Origin of the sequence: Variovorax sp. W2I14 (assembly GCF_050435205.1) — a bacterium.
GTDB classification, from domain to species: Bacteria; Pseudomonadota; Gammaproteobacteria; order Burkholderiales; family Burkholderiaceae_C; genus Variovorax; species Variovorax paradoxus_C.
Map to the genome: position 1 here is coordinate 4922662 of NZ_JBNDJX010000001.1, position 23822 is coordinate 4946483.

Annotated in this window: 23 protein-coding genes; 12 read left to right on the plus strand and 11 right to left on the minus strand. The window is 67.3% G+C overall.

Annotated features, from left to right (window positions below):
* Nucleotides 1-98: 98 nt before the first annotated feature.
* From QF040_RS22935 to gtdA, 6 genes are all read right to left on the minus strand, one after another.
* The gene (locus QF040_RS22935) at nucleotides 99-1454 is read right to left on the minus strand and encodes an FAD-dependent oxidoreductase (protein WP_429612958.1); all 1356 of its coding nucleotides are present in this window, start codon (nucleotides 1452-1454) and stop codon (nucleotides 99-101) included.
* Entirely contained in the window at nucleotides 1454-2431 is a 978-nt protein-coding gene (locus QF040_RS22940) for a Bug family tripartite tricarboxylate transporter substrate binding protein (protein ID WP_013538840.1), read from the minus strand. The genes QF040_RS22935 and QF040_RS22940 overlap by 1 nt, the downstream gene beginning before the upstream one ends.
* Nucleotides 2432-2519: 88 nt before the next feature.
* On the minus strand, nucleotides 2520-3497 hold the full coding sequence (locus QF040_RS22945; protein WP_429612959.1) for a Bug family tripartite tricarboxylate transporter substrate binding protein: 978 nt from the start codon (nucleotides 3495-3497) through the stop codon (nucleotides 2520-2522).
* 55 nt (nucleotides 3498-3552) lie between these two features.
* Complete coding sequence (locus QF040_RS22950; RefSeq protein ID WP_429612960.1) at nucleotides 3553-4806, minus strand: 3-hydroxybenzoate 6-monooxygenase; 1254 nt, start codon at nucleotides 4804-4806, stop codon at nucleotides 3553-3555.
* Between the two features lie 124 nt (nucleotides 4807-4930).
* A complete protein-coding gene (locus QF040_RS22955) occupies nucleotides 4931-5635 on the minus strand; it encodes a fumarylacetoacetate hydrolase family protein (RefSeq protein ID WP_429612961.1) in 705 nt (234 codons plus the stop codon).
* 66 nt (nucleotides 5636-5701) lie between these two features.
* Nucleotides 5702-6799, minus strand: a complete 1098-nt coding sequence (gtdA, locus tag QF040_RS22960) for a gentisate 1,2-dioxygenase (RefSeq protein ID WP_429612962.1) — start codon at nucleotides 6797-6799, stop codon at nucleotides 5702-5704.
* A 129-nt stretch (nucleotides 6800-6928) separates the two neighbouring features.
* Here gtdA and QF040_RS22965 point away from each other — a divergent pair, with 129 nt between their 5' ends.
* The 5 genes from QF040_RS22965 (at nucleotide 6929) to QF040_RS22985 (ending at nucleotide 10713) form a co-directional block, all read left to right on the plus strand.
* Nucleotides 6929-7825 (plus strand): LysR family transcriptional regulator, encoded by an 897-nt coding sequence (locus QF040_RS22965; RefSeq protein WP_429612963.1) that lies wholly within the window; start codon nucleotides 6929-6931, stop codon nucleotides 7823-7825.
* Between the two features lie 179 nt (nucleotides 7826-8004).
* Nucleotides 8005-8454 (plus strand): acyl-CoA thioesterase, encoded by a 450-nt coding sequence (locus tag QF040_RS22970; protein WP_013538834.1) that lies wholly within the window; start codon nucleotides 8005-8007, stop codon nucleotides 8452-8454.
* 90 nt (nucleotides 8455-8544) lie between these two features.
* A complete protein-coding gene (locus QF040_RS22975) occupies nucleotides 8545-9039 on the plus strand; it encodes a phasin family protein (RefSeq protein WP_429612964.1) in 495 nt (164 codons plus the stop codon).
* 124 nt (nucleotides 9040-9163) lie between these two features.
* Nucleotides 9164-9862 carry a TetR/AcrR family transcriptional regulator gene (locus QF040_RS22980; RefSeq protein WP_429612965.1) on the plus strand — a complete coding sequence of 233 codons (699 nt, stop codon included), beginning with the start codon at nucleotides 9164-9166 and terminating at the stop codon, nucleotides 9860-9862.
* A gap of 14 nt (nucleotides 9863-9876) precedes the next feature.
* Nucleotides 9877-10713 (plus strand): hypothetical protein, encoded by an 837-nt coding sequence (locus QF040_RS22985; protein ID WP_429612966.1) that lies wholly within the window; start codon nucleotides 9877-9879, stop codon nucleotides 10711-10713.
* An 18-nt stretch (nucleotides 10714-10731) separates the two neighbouring features.
* Here the strand turns inward: QF040_RS22985 and QF040_RS22990 are convergent, their stop codons facing one another.
* Complete coding sequence (locus QF040_RS22990; protein WP_429612967.1) at nucleotides 10732-11616, minus strand: dienelactone hydrolase family protein; 885 nt, start codon at nucleotides 11614-11616, stop codon at nucleotides 10732-10734.
* Between the two features lie 62 nt (nucleotides 11617-11678).
* Here QF040_RS22990 and QF040_RS22995 point away from each other — a divergent pair, with 62 nt between their 5' ends.
* Entirely contained in the window at nucleotides 11679-11936 is a 258-nt protein-coding gene (locus tag QF040_RS22995) for an acyl-CoA-binding protein (protein ID WP_306881064.1), read from the plus strand.
* A 13-nt stretch (nucleotides 11937-11949) separates the two neighbouring features.
* On the opposite strand, the gene QF040_RS23000 is transcribed toward QF040_RS22995, so the two are convergent.
* The 4 genes from QF040_RS23000 to QF040_RS23015 form a co-directional block, all read right to left on the minus strand.
* Nucleotides 11950-12864 carry a DNA/RNA non-specific endonuclease gene (locus QF040_RS23000; RefSeq protein ID WP_429612968.1) on the minus strand — a complete coding sequence of 305 codons (915 nt, stop codon included), beginning with the start codon at nucleotides 12862-12864 and terminating at the stop codon, nucleotides 11950-11952.
* A gap of 59 nt (nucleotides 12865-12923) precedes the next feature.
* Entirely contained in the window at nucleotides 12924-13175 is a 252-nt protein-coding gene (locus tag QF040_RS23005) for a hypothetical protein (RefSeq protein ID WP_307604592.1), read from the minus strand.
* Complete coding sequence (locus QF040_RS23010; RefSeq protein WP_429612969.1) at nucleotides 13172-14833, minus strand: S8 family peptidase; 1662 nt, start codon at nucleotides 14831-14833, stop codon at nucleotides 13172-13174. The genes QF040_RS23005 and QF040_RS23010 overlap by 4 nt, the downstream gene beginning before the upstream one ends.
* 66 nt (nucleotides 14834-14899) lie before the next feature.
* Nucleotides 14900-16147, minus strand: a complete 1248-nt coding sequence (locus QF040_RS23015) for a CaiB/BaiF CoA transferase family protein (RefSeq protein ID WP_429612970.1) — start codon at nucleotides 16145-16147, stop codon at nucleotides 14900-14902.
* A gap of 316 nt (nucleotides 16148-16463) precedes the next feature.
* Here QF040_RS23015 and QF040_RS23020 point away from each other — a divergent pair, with 316 nt between their 5' ends.
* The 6 genes from QF040_RS23020 to QF040_RS23045 all read left to right on the plus strand — a co-directional run bounded on the left by QF040_RS23020 (nucleotide 16464) and on the right by QF040_RS23045 (nucleotide 23785).
* The gene (locus QF040_RS23020) at nucleotides 16464-17354 is read left to right on the plus strand and encodes an AraC family transcriptional regulator (RefSeq protein WP_306881059.1); all 891 of its coding nucleotides are present in this window, start codon (nucleotides 16464-16466) and stop codon (nucleotides 17352-17354) included.
* 130 nt (nucleotides 17355-17484) lie between these two features.
* Entirely contained in the window at nucleotides 17485-18405 is a 921-nt protein-coding gene (locus tag QF040_RS23025) for an ABC transporter substrate-binding protein (RefSeq protein WP_306881058.1), read from the plus strand.
* Between the two features lie 19 nt (nucleotides 18406-18424).
* Nucleotides 18425-19942 (plus strand): sugar ABC transporter ATP-binding protein, encoded by a 1518-nt coding sequence (locus QF040_RS23030; protein ID WP_429612971.1) that lies wholly within the window; start codon nucleotides 18425-18427, stop codon nucleotides 19940-19942.
* Nucleotides 19939-20928, plus strand: coding sequence for an ABC transporter permease (locus QF040_RS23035; RefSeq protein WP_429612972.1), 990 nt, complete (start codon nucleotides 19939-19941; stop codon nucleotides 20926-20928). Before QF040_RS23030 ends, QF040_RS23035 begins: the two co-directional genes overlap by 4 nt.
* Nucleotides 20929-21162: 234 nt before the next feature.
* Complete coding sequence (locus QF040_RS23040; protein WP_306881125.1) at nucleotides 21163-22236, plus strand: alcohol dehydrogenase catalytic domain-containing protein; 1074 nt, start codon at nucleotides 21163-21165, stop codon at nucleotides 22234-22236.
* 22 nt (nucleotides 22237-22258) lie between these two features.
* On the plus strand, nucleotides 22259-23785 hold the full coding sequence (locus QF040_RS23045; protein WP_429612973.1) for an FGGY-family carbohydrate kinase: 1527 nt from the start codon (nucleotides 22259-22261) through the stop codon (nucleotides 23783-23785).
* Nucleotides 23786-23822: the final 37 nt, after the last annotated feature.

Consider the following 23822-nt stretch of genomic DNA (forward strand, 5'->3'; position numbering starts at 1 on the left):
ACGCGCTGGGGTCGAAAACGAAAGGAGGTGCACTTTTCGTCCGGGGTTGGAGTTCATCAAGCCCCGGACTCTAGCGCCATACCGCGGATTCGGTGGCTTCAGCGGTCGATGTCGGCGCCGTCGGCGACCAGCTTCTTCTGCAGCGCCGGCACATCGACAGCCGCAAAATTTGCGCTGCCCAGCGACGCCGCCGCGGTGCCCGCAGCCTGCCCCATCACGAAACAACCGCCGCTCGCGCGCGCGGCCGACTGGCCCTCGTGCGTCATCGCGGCGCAGCGGCCGGCCACCAGCAGGTTGTCGACCGTGCGCGGCACCAGCATGCGCCAGGGCAACTGGTTGTAGGTGCGGTTGTCGTCGCGCGGAAAGGCCCATTCGATGCGGCCGTCGGCATGCATTTCCATCGGCCAGGCGTTGATGCCGATGCTGTCGTCGAACCTGGCCGACGAGAGGATGTCTTCGCCCGCGAGCGCATAGAGGCCTTGGATGCGACGCGTTTCGCGGATGCCGACCTGCGGCGCGATCTCCACGATGGCCGAGTTTGCGAAACCCGGCACCTCGGCCTTCATGAACTTGAAGTACTCGGCGATCTGGCGACGGCCTTCGAGCTCGCCCTCGGTGAGTTCGCGCGCATCGACGCCGTTCATCGCGCGGCCGGCCGCGTTGCGGATCTGCGTGACATTGGCGCGCCATTCGCGCGGATCGATATTGGGCCGCAGGATCGCGCCTTCGCGCGGAAATTTGTAGGTGCCGGGCTTCTGCTGCTGCACCTCGGCCATCAGGTCGTTGATGGCCTTGAACTCGCCCACGGCCGCAAGCGCGGGTTCGGCATCGACCTGGCCGACGCGGAACATCGTGGTCGGAAAAAGGCCGCTGCCGTGGCCGTCTCCCACCTCGAAGGGCACGCCTGCGAAGGCGGCCACGTCGGCGTCGCCGCTCGCGTCGATGAAAGCATTGGCGCGGATCGCCTGGCGACCGGACTTGGTCTCCACCACGAGCGCGGCGATGCGGTCGCCGTCGCGGATCACCGCCGCCGCCCAGGCGTGGAACAGCAGGTTCACGCCCGCATCGAGCAGCAACTGGTCGGCCGCGATCTTGTAGGCCGAGGTGTCGTAGGAGCGAACGCGGATGCGGCCCTGCATGCCGTCCTGCGGCTTGTTGAGGCCGCCGAGCGCGCCGATGCGTGCGAGCAGGTCATCGGCCACGCCGCGCACGAGCAGCGTCATCTCGCCGTTGCGCTTGCCGTAGAGGCCGGCGAAGTTGGTCACGCCGCCCGCGGTGCCCATGCCGCCGAGGAAGCCGTAGCGCTCCACCAGCAGGGTGTTGGCGCCGTGGCGCGCGGCGCTCACGGCGGCCGCGATGCCGGCGGGGCCGCCGCCGACCACCACCACGTCGTATTCGCCGAAGACCGGCAGTTCGCGTGCCGGTTCGGTCAGGGTCTTCTGCTGGACTGCCATCACTGGAGCTTGATGCCGCGGGTGGAAATGATCTTGGTCATGATCGCGGCCTCTTCCGTCACGCGGGTGCGCATGCCGTCCGGCGAAGTGCCCACGGCCTGCCAGCCCTGCTCGAAGAGCTTGCGGCGGACCTCGGGGGTTTTCATGACGACCTCGAGTTCGCGGCTGATGCGCGCCTGCGCGGCCTTCGAGAGGTTGGCCGGGCCGAGCAGCGCGACCCACACCTCGAGGCTGAAGTCCTTCACGCCGGCTTCGGACAGCGGCGGCAGCTCGGGCACCAGCGCGCTGCGGCCGCCAGTCAGGCCGATCGCCTTGAGCTTGCCGGCGCGCACCTGGGGCATCGCCACGCCCGGCGGGATCAGGCCCATCTGCACCTGGTCGCCCAGCATCGCGGTAATGACCTGCGGATTGCCCTGGTAGGGCACGTGCTCGGGCTTGAAGCCGGCCACGCGGCTCTTGAGCAGTTCCATGCCGAGGTGGCCCACCGAGCCGATGCCCACCGAGCCGTAGTTCCACTTGTCGCCGGCCTGGCGCGCGGCGTCGAAGAAGGCGGTGCCCGAGGGCAGGTTGTTCTGCGCCACCAGCACCAGCGGCGCCGTCGCGATCAGCGAGAGATACGTGAAGTCCTTGACCGGGTCGTAGGGCAGCTTGGGATACAGCATCTTCGACGAGGTCAGATTGCCGTTGATGACCAGGCCCAGCGTGTGGTCGTCGGTGGCCTTGGCCACCTGGTCGGCCGCGATGTTGCCCGAGGCGCCGGCCTTGTTGTCCACGACGATCGGCTGGCCCAGCGCCTTGCCCAGCGGCTCGGCGATGGTGCGCGCCGCGATGTCGGGCGTGGAGCCGCCCGGAAAGCCCACGAGCAGGCGGATGGGTTTGGTCGGCCAGTCGGCGGCCTGTGCGTGGGCGGCGAGCGGCAGCAGGGCGGCGGCGGCCAGGCCGCAGGCGATCAGGAGGGCTCTTTTTTGGGCTTGCATGGGCGAAAAGAACGTGAAAAATTTGTCAAAAAAAGCAAAGAGGGGCAGCTTAACTGCGGGCCCCACCCCTGGGAAGGCAGGCCAGCCGCTACTCGAGGCTGATGTTGCCCCTGCGCACCAATTCGCCGTACACCTTCGACTTGGCCTCGGCGTTGCGCTGGATCTCCTCGGGCGACCATGCCAGCGGCTCGAAGGCGAAGGTGTCGAAGCGGGCGCGGATCTCGGGGTCGGCGATGACCTTGGCCACATCGGCGTTGATCTTTGCCTTCACCGCCGCCGGCACGCCCTTGGGCGCGAGCAGCGAGACGAAGGAATTGACTTCGAGCGAGGCCGGCCCGCCCGCCTCGGCCATGGTCGGCACGTCGGGCATCTGCGGAATGCGCTTGGGCGCGGCCACGGCGATGTAGCGCAGCTTGCCGGCCTTGTAGATGCCCTGGCTCGACGGAATGCTCGCGAAGGCCCACGGCACCTCGCCCGTGCCGACGTTGGAATAGAGCTGCGACACCTCGCGGTACGGGGCATGCCGCATGCGGATGCCGGTGAGCGCCTCCAGCTGCTGCGCACCCAGGTGGCCCGGGCTCCCGACGCCCCACGAGCCGTACACCACGCCTTCGGGCTCGGCCTTGGCGGCGGCGATGAGATCGCCCATGGTCTTCCACTTCGAATCGGTGCCCACCGCCACGAAGAAAGGCGTGCGGAACAGCGAAGCCACCGGGTCGAAGTGCTGCAGCGTCACGAAGTTCTTCGACTTGTAGAGGTGCGGCAGCGCGGCGACGTGCTCGCTGTCCAGCTGCAGCAGCGTGTAGCCGTCGGGCGCGGCGCGGCGGGCCTGGTCGATCGCGATGAAGCCACCGCCGCCGGGCTTGTTGTCGATCACCACGCGCTGGTTCCACAGACGCGAGAGCTTGTCGGACACGAGGCGCAGCACCGCGTCGGGGCCGCTGCCGGCGGCGAAGGGAGTGACCAGCGTCACGGGCTTGTTCGGGAAGTCGCCGGCCTGCGCCAGCGCGCCGGTGGTGGCGGTCAGGGCAAGGGTGCCTGTCAGCAATGCGCGCGAGAAATTCATGGTGCTTGTCTCCTGGGCCTTTGGCCTCGTATAGGGATGATGGAAGAAACTCGTTTCAGTGCAACGAAAGCTCGACCGTTGCGGGCCGCAACGACGCGGGTGCATCGTCCAGGCAGTGCTCAGGCCGCCACGCATAGAGCCACTCGACGGCATCGTAGAAACGCTCCGGCGTGCGCCCGACCCAGAGGCTGTTGCGCACCAGCCGCTCGACGCCCTTCGCGTGGTACAGGCGCCCCATCTCGCGCACCGACAGCACCACACGCGCCGTGCGGGCGACGCGCGCGGCTTCGTACAGCTTGAACGCGGCGGTCATGTCGAAATCGCAGGCATTCACTGCAGCGCCCAGCGTCACCGCGTCTTCGAGCGCCATGCAGGCGCCTTGCGCGAGGTACTGCATCATCGGATGCGCCGCATCGCCCAGCAGCGTGGCCGGGCCTTCGCTCCAGCGGTCGACGGGGTCGCGGTCGGCGGTGCTCCAGCGGCGCCACGAGGTGGGCCGGTCGAGCAGTTGGCGCGGGCGCGCATGCACGCCCTCGAAGTACGAGAGCACCTCTTCCTTGCTGCCGTCGGTGACGCCCCACTCTTCTTCGTCACGGCTGTGGAAGGTGACGACCAGGTTGTATTGCTCGCCATGGCGCAGCGGGTAGTGCACCAAGTGGCAGTTGGGGCCGGCCCAGACGACGGGCGCGTTCCAGCGCAGGTCGGCCGGCATGTCGGACGCGGGCACGACCGCACGGTAGACGACGTGGCCCGAGACACGCGGCGCATCGCCGATGAGCTTGGCGCGCACCACCGACTTCACGCCGTCGCAGCCCACGATGGCGTCGGCCTGGAAGCGCCGGCCGTCGCGCGTGACCGCCGTGACGCCGTGCGCCCCGGTGTCGATGGATTCGACCTGCGCCGAGGTGTGGAAGCGGATCAGCGGATGCTGTTTCACCGCCTCGTGGATCGCGCCATGCAGGTCGGCGCGGTGGCTCACCGCATACGGATTCTTGAAGCGCGCGCGGAAGGCTTCGCCGACCGGCACCGAGGCCACTTCGCCGCAATCGACCGCATCCATCATCACAAGCCGGTCCGTGAAGACCGAGCTCCGGCGCACCGCCTCGCCCACACCCAGCGCGTCGAGTGCCGCGAAGGCGTTGGGGCCGAGCTGCAGCCCCGCGCCGATCTCGCCGATGGCTGCGCTCTGTTCGAGCAGGTCGATGGAAACACCGAGGCGCGCGAGCGCAAGTGCCGCGGCCATGCCGCCGATGCCGCCGCCGACGAGCAGCACGGACGGGTGGCTTGTTTTGCAGGGGAGTGCACTCATGGGGACTGCGGCCTCGTACAAATTGTGTTCAAGAAAAATCCGTTCACGCTGAGCTTGTCGAAGCGCTGCGCGAGGCTTCGACAAGCTCAGCCCGAACGGTTGCAACGACAGACCGCATTCCGTATCAGTCGATGCGAACGGTGAGCGAAGGCAGCCGCTCGATGCTCACCTTGATCGTCTGGCCGGCCTTCACCGCACCCACGCCTTCGGGCGTGCCGGTGAAGATCAGGTCGCCGGGCTGCAGCGTGAAGAGCGTCGAGAGATTGGCGATCACTTCATTGACCGACCAGATCAGGTGCGTGATGTCGCTGTTCTGGCGCACCTCGTCATCGACCGTGAGCGTGATCGCGCCCGCGTTGATCTCACCCACGTCGGCAAGCGTGCGCAGCGGCGCGATGGGCGCCGAGAAGTCGAAGGCCTTGCCGATTTCCCAAGGGCGGCCGGCTTCGCGCATCTTCATCTGCAGGTCTCGGCGCGTCATGTCGAGGCCGACGGCGTAGCTGTGGATGTGGCTCGAGGCTTGGTCCACCGGGATGTCGCGGCCGCCCTTGCCGATGGCGACCACGAGTTCGGCTTCGTAGTGGTAGTTGCTGGTGAGCGGCGGATACGGAATCGTGCCGGTCTGGCCTTCGGCGACGGGCACCACCGAGGCGTCGTCGTTGGGCTTGCAGAAGAAGAACGGCGGTTCGCGGTCGGGGTCGAACCCCATCTCGCGGGCGTGCGCCGCGTAGTTGCGGCCCACGCAGTAGACGCGGCGCACGGGGAACAGCTTGTCGGAATCGGCGATGGGCAGGCCGACGATGGAGGGAGGTGTGAAGACGAAGGACATGGAAGGCTCCTGCCGCACGCGGCGGCACACGGTCAAACGATGAAATGAAAAGAGGGCAGGCGCCGTTCAGGCGTCTTCGAGAAAGGCTTCGCGCAGGATGCCCATGGCCTGCTGCACGGGCCGGTCGGAAAAACTGAAGAGCACCACATCGCTGACCGGCGAAAGCAGCCGCAGCGGCGCCCACGACGGCACGACGAAGGTGTCGCGCGGTCCGAATTCGAAGCGCTGGCCCGCGATCTCGGCGATGCCGTGGCCTTCGACCACGCTGTACACGGCACCATCGGTCGCGCGGTGCGTCTTGCCCGCGAAGCCCTTGGGGCAAAGCTGCAGGTTGGTCGAGATCGTCGGCATCGGCGAGCCGCCCGTCAGCGGATTGATGTAGCGCAGCTTGTGGCCCAGCCACGCATCGGGCGCTTCCTGCTTCTGCAGCTGCGCCAGCGCCTCGCGGCTGCGCGCATAGGGGTAGTTGAAGATCGGCGAGGTGGCCGACACGTGGTCGTGCCGGACCGGCACCATGTTGTGGCCGAAGCGCGCGAGGCTGTGGCCCTCGGGCCGCGCGACATGCTGCACCTTGGCGTCGTCGTTCTCGGCGAAGCCGGCATCGAAGAAGCGCAGCATCGGGATGTCGAGCCCGTCGAGCCACACCACCGGCTCGCTCACGCCTTCGATGCCTTCGTTGCCATGGTCGTGCCAGGCCCACGAGGGCGTGATGATGAAGTCGCCCGGGTACATGGTGGTGCGCTCGCCGCCCACCGTGGTGTAGGCGCCCTTGCCATCGACGATGAAGCGCAGCGCCGACTGCACATGGCGGTGCGAAGGCGCCACCTCGCCCGGCATGATGAGCTGCAGCCCCGCGTAGATCGACTGCGTGATCGACGAATTGCCGGGCAGCGCCGGGTTCTCGAGCACCAGCACGCGGCGCACGGCCTCCTCGGCGGTGATGAGCTCGGCCGATTCCATCAGCAGCGGGCGGATCTCGTCGTAGCGCCAGAGCGCGGGCACGCACGGCGTCTGCGGCTCGCGCGGCACCAGGGCGTGCAGCGATTCCCACAGCGGCGTGAGGTTCAGGGGGCGGATGCGGGCGTAGTAGTCGCGGCGTTCGGCGGCGTTGGCCGGGGCGCTTTGTGCGGGGCTCTTGGCGGGGCTCTGGGAAGCGGAATTCATGCGTGGTTGTCTCCGTTTCGGCATTGTTGAGCCGCCCCACTATTTCCTCAAGACCGGCAGCCAATACACGGAATTCGAAATTTCGATAATGGTGTCTTTCGCCCTAAGCCAAGAAGCCCGGAGAACACCATGTCCAAGCTCGATCTCGAATGGCTCGCCGTGTTCGACGAGGTCTACAAGACCGGCAACGTCTCCAAGGCGGCCGAGCGGCTGGGCATCGCGCAGGCCGCGGCCAGCACCGCGCTCAACAAGCTGCGCGCGCATTTCGACGATCGCCTGTTCACCCGCACCGCGCAGGGCATGCAGCCCACGCCGCATGCCGAGCGCATCTACCCGAACCTGCGCGAAGTGCTGGCCCAGTTGGCGCAGGCCCAGGGCAACCGCAGCAGCTTCGAGCCCGCCGAAGCGCAGCGGCGCTTTCGCATCTGCATGACCGACATCAGCGAGGTGGTGCTGCTGCCCGGCCTGCTCGACCACCTGCGGCACGTGGCGCCGGGCGTGCACATCGAGACCGAGATCATCTCCACCAACAGCGGCCGCCGGCTGCAGGACGGCGAGGTCGACCTCGCCGTGGGCTTCATGCCGCAGCTGGACGCGGGCTTCTACCAGCAGACGCTTTTCATGCAGAACTTCGTGTGCCTCGCGGCGCAGAACCATCCGCGCATCGGCGCCCGGCTCACGCGCAAGCGCTTCGAGGCGGAGGCGCATGCGGTGGTGTCCACGTCGGGCACGGGGCATGCCATCGTCGACACGACCATCGCGCGGCTCGGGTTGAAGCGCGATGTGGTGGTGCGGCTGTCGAGCTTCCTGAGCGTGGCGCGGATCGTGGCGCACACCGAGCTGCTCGTCGTGGTGCCGCGCATCCTGGGCAAGGTGCTGGCCACGCAGGAGCCGGTGAAGCTGCTGGAGCTGCCGTTCGCGCTGCCGGACTACGCGGTCAAGCAGCACTGGCACGAGCGCTTCCACGCGGACCCGGGCAACGCCTGGCTGCGGCGCACGCTGGCCCAGCTCTTCAGCGGCAGCTGAGCGTGCCAGGGCCTGTTTACCCTACGCAAGGGGTCGCGCGCCTTGAGGGGCGGGCTGTGGCCAGCTTCGCGACCCCTTGCGTAGGGTAAACAGGCCCTCGCGACAGGCGGCGCGGCCGGAAGCGGGCGCCCGCTCGCATAATCGCGGCTCTCCACCCACAGCCCCCCATAAGGCGCCCCATGTCCTCGATCACCCTGCGATTTCTGGCCGAACCCAACACCGTCAACTTCGGCGGCAAGGTCCACGGCGGCACGGTCATGAAGTGGATCGACGAGGCCGGCTACGCCTGTGCCACCAGCTGGGCCAAGCGCTACTGCGTCACCGCCTTCATCGGCAGCATCCGCTTTCACCGGCCGATCATGATCGGCGACCTCGTCGAGGTCGAAGCCCGCCTCGCCTACACCGGCACCACCAGCATGAACATCTCGGTCGAGGTGCGCAGCGGCGACATGAAGGGCGGCATGATGGAAAAGACCACCGAGTGCCTGATCGTCTTCGTCTCGGTCGACTCGCACGGCCGGCCGCTCCCGGTGGAAGCCTTCGTGCCCGGCACGCCCGGCGAAATGGCACTGGCCGAGCGCGCGAAGGCGCATCTCGATGCCAGCCGCGCAGCCGGCGCCACGCCGTAGCCACCGTCATCGTCGTAGAGGCGAAGCTCTAACGGGAGCGATGCCCAGCGGCTAGAGTCAGGCGACAAGTTTTCAAAGGACGACTTCGCAATGGCGACTCAAGACGACGACAGCAACAACGGCAACGACAAATCCTCCGACCGCATCAAGGATTCCGCCCAGCAGATCTGGCTGGCCGGCCTCGGCGCCTTCGCCAAGATGCAGCAGGAAGGCAGCAAGGCCTTCGAGGCGCTGGTCAAGGACGGCGCCGGCATGCAGAAGAAGACCCAGGCGGCCGCCGAAGAAACCCTCGCCCAGGCCCAGCAGCGCATGGCCGGCTTCGCCAGCGAGTTCGGCACCAAGGCCGCGGGCCAGTGGGGCAAGCTGGAGAACATCTTCGAAGAGCGCGTGGCGCGCGCCCTCGAAAAACTCGGTGTCCCTTCAGCCGCCGACATGGCGGCGCTGCAGGCGCGCGTCGAAGCCCTCGAGGCGCAACTGAAGGGCAGTGCGAAGGCAGCCGCAGCCACCCGCAAGACCACCGCGCGCAAAGCCGCGGCACCCGCCCCCGCCGCGAAGAAGACGCTGCGCCGCACCAAGGCCGGCTGACCTCGCCTGAATTGCGGCGCTGCACAAAAAATCAGCGCCGCAAAACATGTCCCGCACCGTTCATGGTGCAGTGCACATACGCTAGAGTGCTCCCAAGACCAAGAGACACACCGGGGGCACCGACATGGCAAAGAAGGCGCCACGCCGTACAGCGCAACGCATCCTCGAAGCCGCATTGGACCTGTTCAACCGCTTCGGGGAACCGAACGTCTCGACCACGCTGATCGCGGGCGAGCTCAACATCAGCCCCGGCAACCTCTACTACCACTACCCCGCCAAGGAAGAGCTCATCAACAAGCTCTACCAGGGCTACGAAGCCGAGCTCAACGAGCTGCTGCATGCGAGCGAAGGCGTGCACGACGTGGAGGACGCGTGGTTCTTCATGCACACGCTGTTCGAGCTGATCTGGCGCTACCGATTCCTCTACCGCGACCTGAACGACCTGCTGAGCAAGAACCGGCACCTGGAAACGCAGTTCCAGCTGGTGCTCAAGAACAAGACCCGCGCGATCCGCCAATTGATTTCCGGCCTCGGCCGCGCCGGCCACCTGGACATCGACGCGCACGAGATCGATCCGCTGGCGCAGAGCATGGTCGTGGTGCTCACCTACTGGCTGAGCTACGAGTACGTGCGCAACCCGCGCGAGGCGCTCGAGCCCGCGCATGCGCAGGGCGCGCTGATGCGCGGCGGCCACCACACCCTGCACCTGCTCGCGCCCTACCTCGGACGCGAACAACGGCGGCATCTGCTGACACTGAGCAATGCCTACAACGGCGAAGATGCCACGCACCACGTGGCTCCCACGGTCGACATGGCGGCCTAGGGCCTGTTCACACCATGCCCCATCCCGATTTCAAACCGCTCTCGCTGATGTCCGCCGGCCCGGTCGCCGCGAACGCGGAACCCTGGACGCCCCTTCCCTACGCCGACGTGCCGCGCTTCGATGCACGCAGCGTGCTGCCGCACTGGCCGCGCCTGCACGCCGGCCACCACCTGCCGCCGCCCGACCCCGACGCGCCGCTGGCCGAAGGCTGGGCGCTGTACCACAGCGGCGAATTCGAACGCGCCGCCGCCATCGGCCTCCTGCACGGCTCCGAAGGCCTCGTGCTGGCCAACCAGGCCACCGCCATCTACGCCAACTACCTCGAGCCGCGCGAGGCCACCCGCCTCGCGATGTTCCGCCAGGTGATCGAGCGCGCCAGTGCGCAGGCCGCCGCCGAGCCCGACAACTGCCAGGCGCTCTACTGGCAGGCCTATGCGCTGGGCCGCTACAGCCAGGGCATCAGCGTGGCGCGCGCGCTGGCGCAGGGCCTGGGCACCAAGCTCAAGGGCGCGCTGGAGCATGTGATCGCGCTGCAGCCGGCGCACGCCGACGCGCACCTCGCGCTGGCCGCGTTCCATGCCGAGGTGATCGACAAGGTGGGCGCGCTGGTCGGCCGCATGACCTACGGCGTGCGCGCCGAGACCTCGGTAGAGCTGTTCGAGCGCGGGCTCGAACTGCACCCGCACTCGCCCGCCGGAATGATGGAATACGCCCGCGCCCTCCTGATGCTGCATGGCGACTCGCGCATGGCCGAAGCCACCCGGCTCTACGAAAAGGCCGCGGCGATGACACCGGCGGATGCGCGGGAGCGGCTGGACGTGGAACTGGCGCGGGCAGGCCTTCGCGACTGATCGGCGCGCCTCACCGCCTCACCGCCTCTGGCGCGTCAGCCCGACCTGCTCCAGGAACGCCCGCACCCGCGGCTGCCACACCTCGGGATAGCGCGAAAACAGCGCATGCCCGTCCTCGCCGTACGGCGGGAACTGCGTGAATTCGCCCTTGCCGCCCGCCTCCCTGAAAGCCTTGAACCACTCCTGCGGATAGGTGGGCCCGAAGTACTGGTCGTTCTCGGTGTAGATCCACAGCGTCGGCATGTGCGCCGTCTTGCCGTAGTGGCCGAACAGCCGCTCCAGCGCCTCTGGCGAGCACGGGCGCTGCGGCTGGGTCTTCGGATTGCCGCCACCGCCGCCCGCGAAGTTGATGGCCGCCACCACGCCCGCGGGGTTCTGGGCGGCCGCCGCAATGGCGATGGTCCCGCCGAACGACTGGCCGACGATGACGGCGCGCGCCGGATCGACATCGGGCCTCGCGCGCATCACCTGGAGCACCCGCAGCGTCTGTGCCAGCCCCGCTTCGTAGGCCGGTGCGTAGCGCCTGGCGCCGCACTGGCCGCTGGCTTCCACGTCTTCGCCGCCGGTCACGCCGTAGCCGATGCGGGTCGGCACGGCGACGACGAAGCCCTGCGCCACGAAGAAGCGCGACGCCACCGAATAGCGCGCGCGCCCCATGGCCGCGCGCTCCGCGGACTGCGCCGCCCGGCCGTGATTGAGGACGATCAGCGGAGCCGGCCCGGGGTTCGCGTCGTCCGAGAAGACCGTCACCCGGATGGACTGCTCGACGCGCTTGCCGTAGATGTCGCTGACCTGCACCGGCACGTCGAGTTGCTCCTCGCGCAAGGCGCCATGCGCGCTCGTCGCGGCCAGCAGCAGAAGCTGCAGCAGCGCTGCACACCAGAGTGCGGATGCCTTCTTCATGAATGTTCCTCGCGCTCCCGGTTATTAAGATTGCCGTTTCGACTCATCTTCTTCCCACCGCCATGTCCGACCTCAACGCCCAATTCGAAGCCGCCCAGGCCAACTCCAAGCTCCTGGCCGAGCGCCCCGACAACCCGACGCTGCTGAAGATCTACGGCCTTTTCAAGCAGGCCACCGAAGGCGACAACACCGCCAAGAAGCCCAGTTTCAGCGACATCGTCGCGCGCGCCAAGTGGGACGCCTGGACCGCCCAGAAGGGTGCGAGCAGCGACGAGGCCAAGCAGAAGTACATCGACCTGATCGAATCCCTGCGCGCCTGAGCGGGCGAAGCGCTCAGGCCGGCAGCTTCGTGTCGGAGAAGCGCCGGATGGGCTGCACGAACGCAAGGTCCGCGCCGTCGAGCACGTCGCGCCCGTCGAGGCTTTCGAAGCGGAGACCAGTCTCCGCTTCGACGAATGCGAGGGGGCGCTGCGAGGTGCCGAAATCTTCCAGGTCGCGCGCCACGCCCGAATCAAGGTAGGTGCCCTGGCTCATCAGGTAGGCGATGGCGCTCAGCTCGCCCGTCGCCTCGCTGATGAAGGCGACGACCTTCCAGAAATCCCGCGGAATCCGGATGCCGAAGCGCTCGGGGTCGTCCGACCGGAGGATAGGACCGGTGAACACGCTGATGCGCTTGTCGTCGCCCTGCGCATTGCCGAGGATGTAGTCCTCCAGATCGCCCCAGAGCCCGTCGTTGAAAGGCTGCCACTGCGGGCAAGCGTTGGTGGCGAAGAAGGTGTCGATGTTGGCGCGCTGCGCCGTGGCGAGCGAGCCCCAGTTCGGGTCCTGCCTTCGCGTCATGTGGCCGCGGGAGAACTTCTGATCCTGCCCGGGGCCGTAGGCTTCGCGCAGCATCTGGTATTCCTTCCTGATGCGGCCGTCGTAGTTCCAGGTGTCGTGGCGCGGCACGTTCTTCGACTTCGAGCCGTCGATGTTGCACGCGGAATAAAGCGGCACGCGCCGCGAGATGCATTGCACCGTGCTGAAGTGCTGGTACTTGAGTTCGAAGGAGCCGTCGTCGAGCGTTGCGATGTCGTCCCTGTCGATGGCATCGCCCATCGACGGCAACTCCACGCGGTTGTCGTCGCCGAAGAACCCGGGTTCGTAGCCCTTGCGGCCCTCGAAGAATTCCGGCGGCTTGGGGATGGCGGCGACGCGCTGGATGCCGGCCCACGAACTGCTCACGACCTGGATGTCTGTATCGGACATGAAGCTCCCTCTTCGGAAAAACACCACCACGACCGAAAACGGCCGCGGGCGCCTTGCGGCTACTTCGCGAGCTTGGCGCGTGCGTTTTTCAGGTTGAAGACAGGCTTGCGGATTTCCGCGAAGGTGGGCTGGGACACGACCCACTCGGGGTTCTGCTCGATGGCGGCCAGTTGCTCGTCGTCGAGCTGGGCTTCGACCAGCGTGCCCGTTTTCGGCGTGAGCACGACACCGGGCACGCAGCGGCGCAGCCGTGCTTCCGCCGACAACTTCTTGCCGGGGCTGCCTGTGTAGGTCAAGACGACGCTGGTCACTTCTTCAGAACTCCAAAACCTTCATATTCGGCCGGCCACCCCACTTTTTGCGCTGCCTGCGACAGCATCGTGACGATGGCGTCGGCCTTGTCAGGGCCGTTTGGCATGTTAAGCAGCTTCGAATTCCCTGACAACAGACGGGCCGCCATGCCCGATGTGTAGGGCGTGGCCATCGAAGTGCCGGACATCATGGCGTACCTGTCGCCCGGAAAAGTCGACAGCACGGCCACGCCGGGGCCGATGAAATCGGTCGACAGCCCATAGTTGGAGAACTCGGCGACGAATTCCTTCTTGCGGCGGATCTCGCTCTCCTGAAAGCTCTCGGGGCAGTCCGCCGGAAACGTGCCGTCGCGGCCCAGCGCGCCGACCGCCATCGTGTGGCTGTAGCGGGCCGGATAGCGCAGGAGCGGCTGGCCGTCGTTGCCGGTGGCGGCGAACACCACCACCCCGGCGTCGCGGGCCCGCTGGAGCACGTCGGGCATCTCCGGCATCGGCTCCAGGCTGCCCATGCTGATGTTGACGATGTGGCAGCCGTCGGCGATCGCGCGTTCGAGCGCGCTGGCGATGTCGGTCGATTTCGCGCGCCCGCGCTCGCCGCTCTTCGGGCAGACGCGGTAGGCGAGCAGCCGGCAGGCCGGCGCGAGGCCATGGATGCCGGTGGCCTCGGCCTTCCTGCCCGCGATGATTCCGGCGACGTGGGTGCCGTGCCCGATGCCGTTGTCCAGGAAATCCGAGGCGTTCTCGCCGGTGACGAAACAGGCGCCGCCCGCCACCGCGACGTCCGCATGCGGCCCGACGCCGCTGTCGATCACGCCGACCGTCACGCCCGCGCCCGCCTCGGGGTCGTAGGGTGCGTAGTTCGCCAGCAGCTGGAAGCTGTCGGGCACCAGCGGCAGCGCCTGCACATTCAGGCGCTTGGGCGCCGCGACGCGATCGAACCCCTTGACGAAGACCGACCAGTGCGTGTGCTCGGGTTCGACCAGGATCATTTCCACCCGCGGATAGAGCACTGGAATGCCCAGGTCCGCGATGCCCCGGCTGTCGGTCACGGCGGGCACGTGCGCGCCGTCCCAGTTGACGAGCGCCTTGATCCGCACGCCCGCCACGGGCTTGCCCTGCGGGTCTGCCAGATGCAGCTCGAAGCGCTTGACCTTGGCCCCGGGCGCCACCTGGATCGCGCTGGAATCCATCTCGTCGCCCAGCGGCCGGATGTACTGAAGGTAGGCCCATGCGGCGGGTGCGATCCGCAGGCCCGGCGTGTTCCTGCGCATCGCCAGCAGTGCGGACGAATTGGCCTTCATCACGGACACGTCGTCGATCTGCTTGACGAGCTTCATGCGCGGAACGCCGCGGCCCTCCACCCTTTGGCCGAGCGCCTCGGCCGAATTGCCCAGGTTGATCGCGCTCAATGTCGCGAGCTCCGCGCCGCCGGGCGCGGCACTGCGCGAAGGCCAGACGATGACGTCGTCCGAGAACTTCGGCTCCGCCACCATGCGACGCAGGCGCAGCGCCTGCAGCAGGCGCTCGATGTTCTCGCCGTCCGACTTCGAGATCTCGCCCCTCGCCTGCTGTTGCTGCTGCGCGCGCCCGGTGTCGCGCGTGTCACGCGCCACTGGCGTTCGCTTCGGTGCTTCCTGCCGCTTGCTCGCTGCTGCCATGGACTCTCCTTGTTGACCGGTTTATCGCATGCGCAGCGTTTCAGGCCAATGAATGGCCCGTGCCGGTCAACCCACGATCCCGCGTGCGTGCAGCGCGGCGATCTGCTCGGCGCTCAGGCCGATCTCCTTCAGCACCGCATCGGTGTCCGCGCCGAGCGCCGGCGCGCTGTGCCGGTGGCTCGCCGGCGTGAGCGAGAGCTTCGGCACGAAGCCGGGCACCGCGAGCGCGCTGCCGTCGGGCATTTGCACCTGCTGCAGCATGCCGCGCGCGGCGTAGTGCGGGTCGGCCGCGATGTCGGCGATCGTGTAGATGCGGCCGGCCGGCACATGCGCCGCATCGAGGGCGGCAAGCACTTCGTCCACGGTGCGCGCGGCGGCCCAGTCGCCGATGGCGGCATCGAGCATTTCGACCTGGGCTACGCGGCCTGCGTTGCCTACGAGCGCCGGGTCGGCGGCCAGGTCCGGCCGGCCGACGCATTCCATCAGGCGGCGGAAGATGCCGTCGCCATTGCCGGCAATGATCGCGTAGCCGCCATCCGCGCAGCGGTAGGCATTGGTCGGCGCAATGCCGGGCAGCGCACTGCCGGCGGCCTCGCGCACCGCGCCGAATTCGCCGTACTCAGGCAGCAGGCTTTCCATGCAGTTGAAGACCGCTTCGTAGAGCGCCACGTCGATCACCTGCCCCCTGCCCTTCGGGTATTCGGCGCTCACCGTCGCATGGCGGTGCTGCATCGCCATCAGCACGCCGATCACGCCGTGCAGCGACGCCAGCGTGTCGCCGATCGACACGCCCACGCGCACCGGCACGCGGCCCGGCTCGCCCGTGAGGTGGCGCAGCCCGCCCATCGCCTCGGCCACCACGCCGAAGCCGGGGCGGTCGCGGTAGGGGCCGGTCTGGCCGTAGCCGCTGATGCGCAGCATCACGAGCGCGGGGTTGGCGGCCAGCAGCGCGTCGGGGCCGAGGCCCCAGCCTTCCATGGCGCCGGGGCGGAAGTTCTCGATCAGCACATCGGCCTCGGCCGCGAGCTGCCGCACGATGGCCTGCGCCTCGGGCTCGCGCAGGTCGAGTGCCAGCGAGCGCTTGTTGCGCGACTGCACCTGCCACCAGACGGAAGTGCCGTCTTTCATGAGCCGCCAGGTGCGCAGCGGGTCGCCCGCGCCGGGCGGCTCGATCTTGACCACCTCGGCACCGAAGTCGGCCAGCGTGCGTGCGGCGAAAGGACCGGCGATCAGTTGTCCGAGTTCGACCACCTTGAGGCCGGCGAGCGGGCCCGCCGCGGTCAGCGTGGCCTGGGAAGAAGTGGTTTTCGTCATGGCGCCAGAGTGTGCCGCGTCGCGGCGAGCGCCCTCCGGGGCGGGAAAACACCTATGAATTCTTGACTTCGCATTTCCAGCGCTTTCCGCACCGCAGCAATCGCCTGCCGCCTGGCCCTCTCCCCCGAGGAGAAAGGCGCTTGCTGCACCGCAATGCCCTCGCCGAACCGCTTGCGCAAAAGTCAAAAAAGTATCAATTTCAAGCCTCATCTCTGGTTGTTGGCGTCCTGGGCGATTCGTACAGTCCGCCCCACGTTGTCTTGTGCCGATCACAAGACAAACGAAGAGACAAGAAAGAAAGCACAGGAGACCACCGATGCAACCCGATCTGGAAATCGTCGAAGTCCGCAGCGATGAATCGTTCACCGCCTGGGCGCACGGCTATCCGTACCGCACGGTGCGCTGGCACTTCCATCCCGAGTACGAGATCCAGTTGATCGTGGAGACCAAGGGCGTCTACTTCGTGGGCGACCACGTCGGCCACTTCGAGCCCGGCAACCTCGTGCTGATGGGACCCGACCTTCCGCACAACTGGATCAGCGACGTGCCCGCCGGCCAGAGCGTCGAGCGGCGCGGCATCGTGATCCAGTTTCCCGCCGAGCTGGTGAAGAACATGAGCGCCGCCTTTCCCGAGTTCGAGCGCATCGCGCCGCTGCTGGCCGAGTCGGGTTCGGGGCTGCTGTTCTCCGCCGAGACGGCCCTCGCGGCCAAGCCGGTCATGGAATCGTTGCTGGAAGCGCGGGGCCTGCGCCGCGTGATCCTGCTGCTCTCGCTGCTCGAACTGCTGGTCGACAGCCACGACCGCCAGCGGCTCGCGAGCCCCGCGTTCAAGCCCGACCCCAAGGCCTTCATGTCGCACGCCATCAACAACGTGCTCGCGCACATCTCGGCCAACCTCGGCGACGAGCTGCGCGAGCCCATGCTGGCCGAACTGGTGGGCCAGAGCCCGAGCGCGTTCTCTCGGTCGTTCCGCAAGCACACGGGCCAGTCGTTCGTTCGCTATGTGAACCGGCTGCGCATCAGCCGTGCCTGCGAGTTGCTCACCAACAGCGAGAAGCCGGTGCTCGACGTCTGCATGGACGTGGGCTTCAACAACGTGTCGAACTTCAACCGGCAGTTCCTCCTGCACAAGCGCATGCCGCCGACCAAGTTCCGCAACTTCCACCGCATGCAGGCCGCGGCCTCGCGTGCCGCCAACGCGCCGTAGCCGGCGTTCGCCTCTTTCGTTCCCCGCGTCGTTACCGGCGCGGCGCTCCGGGCGCCGCGTGGGGGACGCCTTTGCCCGCGCTTTTTGTCCACGTTTTCTGTCAGCCAACAAACCCAAGGAGACCGCAACCATGAAGAACCTTCTCAAAGCCACCGCCCTCACCGCCGCACTGGTCTGCGCAGCATCTGCTGCCCAGGCGCAGGCGCCCAAGCAGCCGCTGCGCATCGGCATGACCTTCCAGGAACTGAACAACCCTTACTTCGTGACGATGAAGCAGGCGCTGGAAGAAGCCGCGGCCAGCATCGGCGCCACCGTCGTCACCACCGACGCGCGGCACGACGTGGCCAAGCAGATCGGCGACGTGGAAGACATGATCCAGAAGAAGGTCGACATCCTGCTCTTGAACCCGACCGACTCCACCGGCGTGCAGTCGGCGGTGCGCTCGGCCAAGAAGGCGGGCCTCGTCGTGGTGGCTGTCGATGCGAATGCACAGGGTCCGGTCGACTCCTTCGTCGGCTCCAAGAACACCGACGCCGGGCGCCTGGCCTGTGACTACCTTGCCAAGAGCATCGGCGAAAAAGGCGACGTCGCGATCCTCGACGGCATCCCGGTCGTGCCGATCCTGGAGCGGGTGAAGGGCTGCCGCGAAGCGCTCGCCAAGTACCCCGGCATCAAGGTCGTGAGCACCCAGAACGGCAAGCAGGAGCGCGCCACCGCGCTCACCGTGACCGAGAACATCCTGCAGGCCAACAAGGACCTCAAGGGCATCTTCAGCGTGAACGACGGCGGCTCGATGGGCGCGCTCGCCGCCATCGACGCGAGCGGCAAGGACGTGAAGCTCGCCAGCGTGGACGGCGCACCCGAAGCCATCAAGGCGATGCAGAAGCCGGGCTCCAAGTTCATCGCCACCACCGCCCAGTACCCGCGCGACCAGATCCGCCTGGCCATCGGCATCGCGCTCGCCAAGAAGTGGGGCGCCAACGTGCCGGCCGCGGTGCCTGTCGACGTGAAGCTCATCGACGCCGAAGGCGCGAAGACCTTCACCTGGTAAGCGGTTCATCGGCTCCGTCATGACCTCTTTTGCAGAAGGCGAAGAAATGCTCCGGCTGGAAGGCGTGTCCAAGCGCTTTCCAGGCGTGAAGGCGCTCTCGGGCATCGACCTCTCGATCCGCAAGGGCGAGGTGCATGCACTGCTCGGCGAGAACGGCGCGGGCAAGTCGACGCTGATGAAGATCCTCGGCGGCATCTACCAGGCCGACGAGGGCCGCATCTTCATCGAAGGCAGCGAGCGCAAGTTCGCGGGCTACAACGACGCGATCGCGGCGGGCATCGGCATCATCTTCCAGGAGTTCAGCCTCATCCCGCACCTGAACGCGGTGGAGAACATCTTTCTCGGCCGCTACCTCACGAACCGCTTCGGGCTGATGGACAAGGCGGCGATGAAGCGCTCCGCACAGCAGCTCTTCGACGAACTGGGCGTGCAGATCGACCTCGGCGTGCCGATCTGCCGGCTCTCGGTCGCGCAGCAGCAGTTCGTGGAAATCGGCAAGGCGCTGTCGCTGAAGGCGCGCCTGCTGGTGCTGGACGAGCCGACCGCCACGCTCACGCCGAACGAGGCCGGACACCTCTTCAAGATCATGCGGGAGCTGCGCGCCAAGGGCGTGGCGATGATCTTCATCTCGCACCACCTGGACGAGATCTTCGAGGTGTGCGATCGCATCAGCGTGCTGCGCGACGGCGCCAACGCGGGGCACGCGGACGTGGGCGCAACGAATGTGAATGCACTGGTCGAGATGATGGTGGGCCGCAGGATCGAGCACAACTTTCCACCGAAGCCGCAGCCCGCGCCGCGTGGACGCAAGGTGCTCGAAGTGCCCGAGATCCAGCTCGCCAAGGGCGGTCCGGTCAACAGCTTCACGCTGCATGAAGGCGAGATCCTCGGCTTCGCGGGGCTCGTGGGATCGGGCCGCACCGAACTCGCGCTCGGGGTGATGGGCGCCGACCGCGTGCACCGCAAGACGGTGCTTCGCAACGGCAAGCCCGTGCGCCTGAAGGACCCGACCGAGGCGCTGGAAAACGGCATCGGCCTCTTGCCCGAGAGCCGCAAGGTCGAGGGGCTGATCACCGACTTCACGGTCCGCTTCAACATCTCGATGAACAACCTGGGCAAGCACAAGAGCGCGGGTCTGGTGAGCCAGAAGTCGGAGAAGCAGTCGGCCAGCGAGCTCGCCAGGCGCGTCGGCGTGAAGGCCCCGAGCATCGAGACCCGCGTGGCCACGCTCTCGGGCGGCAACCAGCAGAAGGTGGTGATCGCGCGCTGGCTCGGCCACGCGAGCGAAGTGCTGATCTTCGACGAGCCCACGCGCGGCATCGACGTCGGCGCCAAGGCCGAGATCTACAGCCTGATGCGCGAACTCACGCGCCAGGGAAAAGCCATCGTGATGATCTCGAGCGAGCTGCCCGAGATCGTCGGCATGTGCGACCGCGTCGCCGTTTTCTCGGGCGGGTCCATCGTGGCCACGCTCGAAGGCGACTCCATCAACTCGGGCGACATCATGCGCCACGCAACCACAGGGGGTTCGCAATGAATGCCACCGCCAGCCATCCCACGCCGCCCACGCCTCAAGCTCTTTTCGGCGGATTTTTCACCCAACTGCGTCGCTCGACGGCTTTCCTGCCGCTCGTCGGCCTCGTTGCGATCTCGGTCTTCATGATCGTCGCGACCGACAACTTCCTCTCGTGGGGCAACCTGCAGAACATCGCGCTGCAGTCGTCGATCAACGCGATCATCGCGGTGGGCATGACGGCCGCGATCCTCACCGGCGGCATCGACCTTTCGGTGGGCGCGGTGGTGGCGCTGTCGGGCACGCTGGCCTCGGGAATGATGGTGCAGTTCGGCCTCCCGCCGATGCTTGCCGTGCCGCTCGGCCTCGCGGTCGGCGTGGTGATCGGCCTCTTCAACGGCTACTGCGTGGCGTACCTGCGCATGCCGCCGATCATCGTGACGCTGGCCACCATGGGCATCGCGCGCGGCATTGCGCTCATCTACACCGGCGGCTATCCGATCGACGGACTGCCCGAGTCGTTCGCTTTTCTCGGCGGCGGCGTGCTCGCGGGCATCAAGGTGCCGATCCTCATCATGCTGGCGACCTACCTTGTGGCCTATGTGCTGCTGAACATGGCGCCGTTCGGTCGGTATGTGTATGCCATCGGCGGCAATGAGGAAGCGACGCGCTTGTCCGGCGTGCGCGTGTCTCGCTACAAGCTGCTCGTCTATGCGTTGAGCGGTCTTACCGCGGCCATCGCCGGCATCGTGCAGGCGGCGCGTGTCACGAGCGGGCAGCCCGGCGTGGGCGTGGGTTTCGAGCTCGATGCGATCGCGGCGGTGGTGATGGGCGGCACGTCCATCGCCGGCGGACGCGGCGCGATCGTCGGCACGCTGGTCGGTGCGCTTTTGCTCGGCGTGCTGAACAACGGTCTCAACATGATCGGCGTGTCGCCGTACCTGCAATTGATCATCAAGGGCGGCATCGTCCTGCTCGCCATCTTCATCAGCCGGGAAGCCAAACGCTGACCCTCTTCTGTCTTGCTCCTTCCCCTCCCGGGGGAAGGCTGGGATGGGGGCAAGCGGCGCTGGTTCAGCCACAGCGCCGTATCGACCGCCGCTTGCCCCCACCCCCGCCCTCCCCCGGAAGGGGAGGGAGAAATATCCAACACCCTCTCAGACCACAAGGAACCCATGTCTTATCAAAAGCTCCAGCCCGGTGCCTCGGGCGCCATCGGTGCACTCTCCGCAGTGCAGGCCGCCATGCAGGCCGTCGTGTGCCACGGCCCGAAGGACTACCGGCTCGAAACCGTCGCGATGCCGACCATCGGCCGCAACGAACTGCTGATCTCCATCGCGGCCTGCGGCATCTGCGCTTCCGACTGCAAATGCCACTCGGGCGCGAAGATGTTCTGGGGCGGCGACGGCCAGCCCTCGTGGGTCAAGGCGCCCGTCATCCCGGGCCATGAATTCTTCGGCTACGTCGAAGCACTCGGCGAAGGCGCGGCCGAACACTTCGGCGTGGAGAAAGGCGACCGCGTGATCGCCGAGCAGATCGTGCCCTGCGGCAAGTGCCGCTTCTGCACTTCGGGCAAGTACTGGATGTGCGAGGTGCACAACATCTTCGGCTTCCAGCGCATCGTGGCCGATGGCGGCATGGCCGACTACATGCGGCTGCCGCCGACCTCGCGCGTGCACAAGATCCCCGACGGCATTTCGCTGGAAGACGCGGCCATCATCGAGCCACTCTCGTGCGCGATCCACACGGTGAACCGCGGAGACATCCAGTTCGACGACGTGGTGGTGATCGCGGGCGCCGGCCCGCTCGGGCTGATGATGGTGCAGGCCGCGCGGCTGAAGACGCCGAAGAAGCTGATCGTGATCGACCTCGTGCCCGAGCGCCTCGCGCTGGCAAAGGAGTTCGGCGCGGACGTGACCATCAACCCCAAGACCGAGAACGCCGACGCCATCGTCAAGGGCCTGACCGAAGGCTACGGCTGCGACGTGTACATCGAGACCACCGGCGCGCCCATCGGCGTGACGCAGGGCCTGGAGATGATCCGCAAGCTCGGCCGCTTCGTCGAGTTCAGCGTGTTCGGCTCGGAGACGAGTGCCGACTGGTCCATCATCGGCGACCGCAAGGAACTCGACGTGCGCGGCGCGCACCTGGGACCGTACTGCTACCCGATTGCCATCGACCTGCTGGCGCGCGGTCTCGTCACTTCGAAGGGCATCGTGACGCACGACTTTCCCCTGACCGAATGGGAGCGCGCTTTCGCGCTGGCAAACTCGCTGGACTCCATCAAGGTGCTGCTCAAGCCGCAGCCCCGATCCTGAAGAGCTTGAGAGACAACACACCATGAAATACGTGATCGGCGTCGACATCGGCACGCAGAGCACCAAGTGCCTGCTGGTCGGCATCGACGGCAAGGTGCATGCGCAGGCGAGCGTCGCCTATCAGCCGGAAACACCCAAGCCGCTGTGGGCGCAACAGGACTGCGCAGTCTGGTTCGATGCGGTGTGCGAGAGCGTGCGCGCCTGCGTGGCGAAGAGCGGCATCGCGGCAAGCGACATCGCCGCGATGTTCGTGAGCAGCCTCTACGGCGGCGCAGGCATCCCGGTCGATGAAGCCATGCAGCCGCTGCATCCGTGCCTCATCTGGATGGACCGGCGCGCCACCGCCGAGGTCGATGCGGTGAACGCGAACGTCGACGTCGCGCGGCTGCAGGCGATCACCGGCAACGGCGTGGACAGCTACTACGGCTACACCAAGATCCTGTGGGTGCGCGAGCACCTGCCCGAGGTATGGGCGAAGACGCGCTGGTTCTTGCCGCCCAACAGCTACATCAACTGGCGGTTGACGGGCGAGCTCGCGGTCGATCACAGCTCGGCCGGCAACATCGGCGGTGTGTACGACGCGGTGCAGCGCCGCTGGTCGTTCGAAGCACTCGGCATGCTGGGCATTCCGGCGCGCATGATGCCGCCGCGCCTGGTCGAATCGAGCGATGTGGTCGGTGGGTTGAGCGCCGAATGGGCCGAAAAGCTGGGCCTCGCCGAAGGCATGCCGCTGATGGCGGGCGGCGTCGATGCGGCAGTGGCCACCTTTTGCGCGGGCGTGACCGGCAGCGGCGACCACGTCGCGATGATCGGCACCAGCATGTGCTGGGGCTTCGTGAGCCCGACCGTCGATGCGCGCCACAAGCTCATCACAATGCCGCACGTCTACCGCGGCGCCGACCGCAGCTATGTGTTCGGCGGCGCGATCACTGCGGGCGCCGCCGTCACCTGGTTTCGCGAAACCTTCTGCCAGGCCGAAGTGGCCGAGGCCGCGCGCACTGGCGAGGACGCGCACGCGCTGATCGAGCGCAACGCCGTCGACGTGCCGCCCGGCGCGGAGGGCCTGGTCTTCCTGCCGTACCTCATGGGTGAGCGCAGTCCGATATGGGATGCGCAGGCCAAGGGCGCATTCATCGGCCTCTCGCTCGCGCACAGCCGCGCGCATCTGTACCGCGCGGTGCTCGAAGGCGTGAGCTTCGCGCTGCAGCACAACATCGAAGCCGGCCGGCAAAGCGGGCAGCCGCTGGACGACCGCCTGATCGTCGTCGGCGGCGCGGCGCATTCGGACCTCTGGATGCAGATTGTCGCGGACATCACGGGCTACCCCGTGTTCACCATCGAGGAAGAGGTCGAGGCGGCCCTCGGTGCGGCGATGCTCGCGGCGCTCGGCGCGGGGCTGGTCGATGCGGCTACTGCAGAGCGCGGCTGGGTCACGCTGGTGGAACGCGCGCGGCCGGAGCCCTCGGCGCAGGCCGTCTATCGCGAACGTTTCGATATCTACAAATCTCTTTATCCCGCGCTGCGGGACGCGATGCACCGACTGAAATGAACTTGGCTTCCTGATCCGGCGCAGGTTCAGGGCGACG

Coding starts and splice junctions, on each gene's coding strand:
- QF040_RS22935 (WP_429612958.1), bottom strand. CDS start 1,454: ATGGCAGTCCAGCAGAAGACCCTGACCGAACCGGCACGCGAACTGCCG.
- QF040_RS22940 (WP_013538840.1), bottom strand. CDS start 2,431: ATGCAAGCCCAAAAAAGAGCCCTCCTGATCGCCTGCGGCCTGGCCGCC.
- QF040_RS22945 (WP_429612959.1), bottom strand. CDS start 3,497: ATGAATTTCTCGCGCGCATTGCTGACAGGCACCCTTGCCCTGACCGCC.
- QF040_RS22950 (WP_429612960.1), bottom strand. CDS start 4,806: ATGAGTGCACTCCCCTGCAAAACAAGCCACCCGTCCGTGCTGCTCGTC.
- QF040_RS22955 (WP_429612961.1), bottom strand. CDS start 5,635: ATGTCCTTCGTCTTCACACCTCCCTCCATCGTCGGCCTGCCCATCGCC.
- gtdA (WP_429612962.1), bottom strand. CDS start 6,799: ATGAATTCCGCTTCCCAGAGCCCCGCCAAGAGCCCCGCACAAAGCGCC.
- QF040_RS22965 (WP_429612963.1), top strand. CDS start 6,929: ATGTCCAAGCTCGATCTCGAATGGCTCGCCGTGTTCGACGAGGTCTAC.
- QF040_RS22970 (WP_013538834.1), top strand. CDS start 8,005: ATGTCCTCGATCACCCTGCGATTTCTGGCCGAACCCAACACCGTCAAC.
- QF040_RS22975 (WP_429612964.1), top strand. CDS start 8,545: ATGGCGACTCAAGACGACGACAGCAACAACGGCAACGACAAATCCTCC.
- QF040_RS22980 (WP_429612965.1), top strand. CDS start 9,164: ATGGCAAAGAAGGCGCCACGCCGTACAGCGCAACGCATCCTCGAAGCC.
- QF040_RS22985 (WP_429612966.1), top strand. CDS start 9,877: ATGCCCCATCCCGATTTCAAACCGCTCTCGCTGATGTCCGCCGGCCCG.
- QF040_RS22990 (WP_429612967.1), bottom strand. CDS start 11,616: ATGAAGAAGGCATCCGCACTCTGGTGTGCAGCGCTGCTGCAGCTTCTG.
- QF040_RS22995 (WP_306881064.1), top strand. CDS start 11,679: ATGTCCGACCTCAACGCCCAATTCGAAGCCGCCCAGGCCAACTCCAAG.
- QF040_RS23000 (WP_429612968.1), bottom strand. CDS start 12,864: ATGTCCGATACAGACATCCAGGTCGTGAGCAGTTCGTGGGCCGGCATC.
- QF040_RS23010 (WP_429612969.1), bottom strand. CDS start 14,833: ATGGCAGCAGCGAGCAAGCGGCAGGAAGCACCGAAGCGAACGCCAGTG.
- QF040_RS23015 (WP_429612970.1), bottom strand. CDS start 16,147: ATGACGAAAACCACTTCTTCCCAGGCCACGCTGACCGCGGCGGGCCCG.
- QF040_RS23020 (WP_306881059.1), top strand. CDS start 16,464: ATGCAACCCGATCTGGAAATCGTCGAAGTCCGCAGCGATGAATCGTTC.
- QF040_RS23025 (WP_306881058.1), top strand. CDS start 17,485: ATGAAGAACCTTCTCAAAGCCACCGCCCTCACCGCCGCACTGGTCTGC.
- QF040_RS23030 (WP_429612971.1), top strand. CDS start 18,425: ATGACCTCTTTTGCAGAAGGCGAAGAAATGCTCCGGCTGGAAGGCGTG.
- QF040_RS23035 (WP_429612972.1), top strand. CDS start 19,939: ATGAATGCCACCGCCAGCCATCCCACGCCGCCCACGCCTCAAGCTCTT.
- QF040_RS23040 (WP_306881125.1), top strand. CDS start 21,163: ATGCAGGCCGTCGTGTGCCACGGCCCGAAGGACTACCGGCTCGAAACC.
- QF040_RS23045 (WP_429612973.1), top strand. CDS start 22,259: ATGAAATACGTGATCGGCGTCGACATCGGCACGCAGAGCACCAAGTGC.